General features: G+C 36.7%; 2 protein-coding genes. Both read left to right on the top strand.

All coding sequences use genetic code 11. The annotated features are described in order from the left end of the window. Positions 1 to 752 precede the first annotated feature (752 nt). The gene (locus HMPREF9304_RS00805) at positions 753 to 1,481 is read left to right on the top strand and encodes a hypothetical protein (RefSeq protein ID WP_036925833.1); all 729 of its coding nucleotides are present in this window, start codon (positions 753 to 755) and stop codon (positions 1,479 to 1,481) included. 145 nt (positions 1,482 to 1,626) lie between these two features. Then, on the top strand, positions 1,627 to 4,515 hold the full coding sequence (locus tag HMPREF9304_RS00800) for a TOTE conflict system archaeo-eukaryotic primase domain-containing protein (protein WP_036925830.1): 2,889 nt from the start codon (positions 1,627 to 1,629) through the stop codon (positions 4,513 to 4,515). The last annotated feature ends 209 nt before the right edge of the window (positions 4,516 to 4,724 follow it).

Below are 4,724 nucleotides of genomic sequence, written 5' to 3'. Positions count from 1 at the left end.
ATGTGGTTATAAGTGAATTTATGAGAGAAAGAGAAAGTTTTGCAGAGGTCTCATTTGATAAATCTGCATCTTAGACTTTAGAAAACTGCATGAATAAGTTATATTTTGTCCTATAAAATGACAAAAAAACGGTCATTCTAAAATGACAATCTGGAGAAAAACAATAGGCAGGGAATAGACAATATGGTGATGATTTTGGCAAAAAAATCTCTTTGAATAATTAAAGCAATGAGATAATGAGGCTGTTCACACCATATAGTGCTGCTGACAACATAAAGTAATGGGATTAAAGCATGCTATTATGGTGCTTAAAGCATTGTTTTAGTGGCGAAAAATGGTGACGAATAGGCGTAAAAATTTGCCTAACATTCGTAACCCTTTGTGTGACAAAGGAATGCAAAACTTCCATATTTCTGGCATATTTTCAATCAGTTAATGATTTGTTTGAAATACGCGAAATATGAGAGGCTTGTTGTCAAGAAAACTGACAGTAGCAGACAGTCATAAATTCATGATTAACGATTGGTAATATCACGATTTATTTGAAATCAATTTAGCTAATGAAGTTTTGACTGAACCAATGAAATTCTTCACCTCTCGTGAAGATCCTTTAAGAGAATAATCTTTGAATTTAGAAAAAATATCCATATATTTGTAAGAGTTATTTGAAAGGGACACTCGTTAAAAAATAAGTTTTTTGGGTAATTGAGTCTTTTTTCATAAATCCAGTTGAACATAAAAATATTTTTATAATGGAAAACGAAGTTACAAAGTGGAATAAAATAATATATTCTATCATGAACTTACCAGGAATCAAGGTTGATAGGGTGGCGTTTTTGGTGGAGGCTTTGAGACCTCATTGTACGGAAACAGAAATAAAGAAAGCAGCCTTGCAGCGTCCAATTGATGTTATTCCTCTAAAATTAATCAATCAATTGGCTACCGAATGTATCAATGAACATACTAAAAAAGCAACCATTTTTTCTACCGTAACAGGTGTACCAGGCGGTGTCGCTGTCTTTTTTGCTATTCCTGCTGATTTATTACAATACTTTTGTCAAACCTTAATTATTGTTCAAAAGTTAGCTTATTTATATGGTTATCCTGATTTGTGCGACCAAAAAGGGCATTTAATAGAATCTTCTTATGATGTGCTGACTATCTTTTTGGGTGTCATGCTTGGGGCAAGTACTGCTAACGAGGCTTTTAAGCAACTCTCAGAAACGTTTGCCGAACACACAACTATGCGTATGCCGCAAGTGGGCGTGACGGAAACTATGTGGTATCCATTAGTAAAAGGGGTGTCCAAATGGGTTAGAACGAAATTCGTAAAAGGTTCTGTGACAAAACGCTTGAGTAAGGCAGTACCTATTGTCGGTGGTGTTGTCGCTGGTTTTTTAACTTATAAAACGTTTAAGCCAAATGCGAAGCGGTTAAAGAAACAAATGCAAGCAAATGCGATGTTATTCAAATCGGTATGACATTTATCAAATGTTTTGCATTAATTTATGATGTTAATTGAGCATAAGTACTGACTAATTTTGAATCTTTGTTAGGCTGGTAGCGTATGACGAATAGGGGGATTGGTAGGCTATTGAGAAATCATAAATTTGGATAATAACTAAAATGGGGCGAGCCGAAAACCGTAGTGATGAATTAGTACTCAAACAATTGCAAGATTTGGAACGAGAGAATGCGATGTTGAAGACAATACTTGACAAGCATGGCATTTCCTATTCACTTCCCGTAGAAAGAGAAACTATTGAACAACCAGTTCATATTGCTACGAATCATGCCGTTCGGCTTAGTCTACAAGAAAAAGTAGCAGTGTTTCAAAGCCTGTTCCAAGGTAGAGATGACGTATTTGCGAAACGATGGTATAGTCCATCTTCTCAAAAGGCTGGGTATCAGCCAGTGTGTGAAAGAGAATGGAACCGCGAGTATTGTGACAAACGAAAATATAAATGTGGAGATTGCCCAAATAGATTGTTTGCATATTTGTCATACAATGATTTCTTCAATCATCTTGCAGGAAAAGACCTTTTTGGTCGTGATGTCATCGGTCTTTATCCAATTTGTAAGGATAATACCTGTTATTTTTTATGTACTGATTTTGATGACAAGAATTGCGAACATGGTTATAAGAATGATGTCCTTGCTTTCGTAAATGTCTGCAAGAACTGGAACGTACCATATTATATAGAGCGCTCTCGTTCTGGTAATGGTGCGCATGTATGGATATTTTTTGATAAACCAATAATGGCATTGATGGCACGTAAGTTAGGAAATGCCATTCTTACGGAAGCGATGAATCGTGATGCACGATTGTCTTTCAAGTCATATGACCGTTTCTTTCCTAATCAAGACACGTTACCAGAAGGAGGTCTTGGAAATCTTGTAGCCTTACCGTTACAAGGAATGGCTCGTCGTAAAGGAAATAGCGTGTTCGTAGATGATGAGTTCAATGCGTATGTAGATCAATGGGCGCTTTTATCACAAATACAAAAGTTGACCGAGGCTGAAGTAGATTTATTGTTACGGCAGCATATGATGCCTAACTTAGGTGAACTATCAAAGTCCTGCGAGACAAAACCATGGGAAACTCCTCAAATAAATACTACTTTAAAAGATAGTTATCCAAAGCAAATCGCTCTTACAAGAGCAAACATGTTCTATATTCCCTTAGCTAATTTATCTGCAAAATGTGTGAATGCCTTCAAACGTGTAGCGGCTTTCCGAAATCCCGAATTTTACGAGAAGCAAAATATGCGTCTCTCCACATATAATATTCCACGCATCATTTCTTGTTCTGAAATGACAGATGATTACCTTGCACTTCCACGTGGATGTGAAGATGCTGTTTGTGATATATTGAGTCAACATAATGTCAATGTTACTGTTTTCGATAAAACAAATCCAGGACGAAGTATCCATGTGACTTTTAAAGGTGAGCTTCGAGAAGAACAGCAAAAAGCAATGGAAGCTTTCGCAGAGCATAACATTGGCACACTGTCTGCTACAACAGCATTCGGTAAGACCGTATTTGCTCTTGGAATGATTGCAAAGAGAAAGGTAAACACTCTGATACTTGTGCATAACAAAGCTTTGCTTGAACAATGGAAAGAGCGATTGGATAAATTTCTTGAAATAAATGAAACAATAGAAGAACCAGAAAAAAGACGGGAACGAAAGAATAAATCGTCTATCATCGGTTGTTTATGTTCTGGCAAGAATTCTTTGCATGGTATAATAGATATTGCTTTGATACAGTCTTGTTTAAGCGAAGGAGAAGTTAAACCCTTTGTCAGAGATTACGGCATGGTTGTTGTTGATGAATGTCATCATGTCTCTTCTGTCAGCTTTGAGCAAGTGCTTCGGCATGTGATAGCAACTTATGTTTATGGCTTAACTGCAACTCCCATCAGAAAAGATGGACGTCAACCGATTATCTTTATGCAGTGCGGAAAAATAAGATTTACTTCCGATGCGAAGGCTCAGATTGCCAACCAAACTTTCAAACGCATCTTGAATCCAAGATTTACCTCCTTCCACAATATTACATCAGAAAACAAGTCTTATGTCCAAATCACAAAAGCCTTGTCTGAAGATGTGACCAGAAATGAATTTATTATCGAAGATGTAAAAATAGCCATTCAAAAAGGACATACTCCGTTGCTTTTAACTACGCGCACAGCCCATGTAAGGATTTTGGCAGAAATGCTTATGCCATTTGTTGACCATGTCGTTCAACTCATTGGAGCCGATTCCACAAAGGAGAAACGTTTAGCTTTGCAAAAGCTTCAGACAATATCTCCAACAGATTCGCTTGCAATTGTAGCTACAGGAAAGTATGTAGGCGAAGGTTTCGATTATCCTCGTCTTGACGCATTATTCCTTACTATGCCTATTGCATGGAAAGGGAACGTGGAACAATATGCTGGTCGTTTGCATCGGGAATATGAAGGGAAAAGTGAGGTGGTAATTTATGATTATGTAGATATCCACATTCCACTTTGCGACTCGATGTACCGCAAGCGTCTAAAAGGATATGCATCTGCAGGTTATGGCAAAAATGCCATAATGAAAGTAGCAGACAATCAACCACAGGAACTGATATATGAGCGAAACAATTACGAAAACGCATTCCGAAACGATTTGGCAAATGCTAAACATTCTGTTCTAATAGCAGTTCCCAAAGTAAAGTTCAAATATAGAACAGCCATGATGTCTACACTTTCCGTCATTCTCCATAATGGTGTTGATGTGGCATTACGTATCAAAGAGGAAGGTGCTAAGGAGATGGAATTGGCAAAAGCTGGAATAGATGTATTATATAATAAGGAGCAAACTCTACAATGTGCAATCATCGACAAATCTATCGTCTGGTATGGAAGTATAAACTTCTTTGATTATAATACTGAAGCGAGCAATATTATGCGAATCGTTGATCATAAAATAGCTAACGAAATGATTGATATATTACTGACAAAAGTTCCAGATTTAGCCCAACTGTAAAATGATAATTTATCTTTTTATAGTAGTTCCATATTCAAGTTCAGTGGATAGTCTCCTTTTGCTATAAGGTAGATATAAGCGAGCAATAATTGCTGAATGCGCACACACTGGTTTGATATAAATCAATTTCTGCAATTTTCTAAAACTTTTCTTGAAAAATATTTGGAAGTTAGTCGTAAAGTTTGTACTTTTGCATCCGCTTTCGAGAA

The organism is Hoylesella timonensis S9-PR14, assembly GCF_000762405.1.
GTDB lineage: Bacteria > Bacteroidota > Bacteroidia > Bacteroidales > Bacteroidaceae > Prevotella > Prevotella timonensis_A.
Note: the sequence above shows the minus strand (reverse complement) of the source record. Positions and strands in the feature narration are given on the sequence as shown.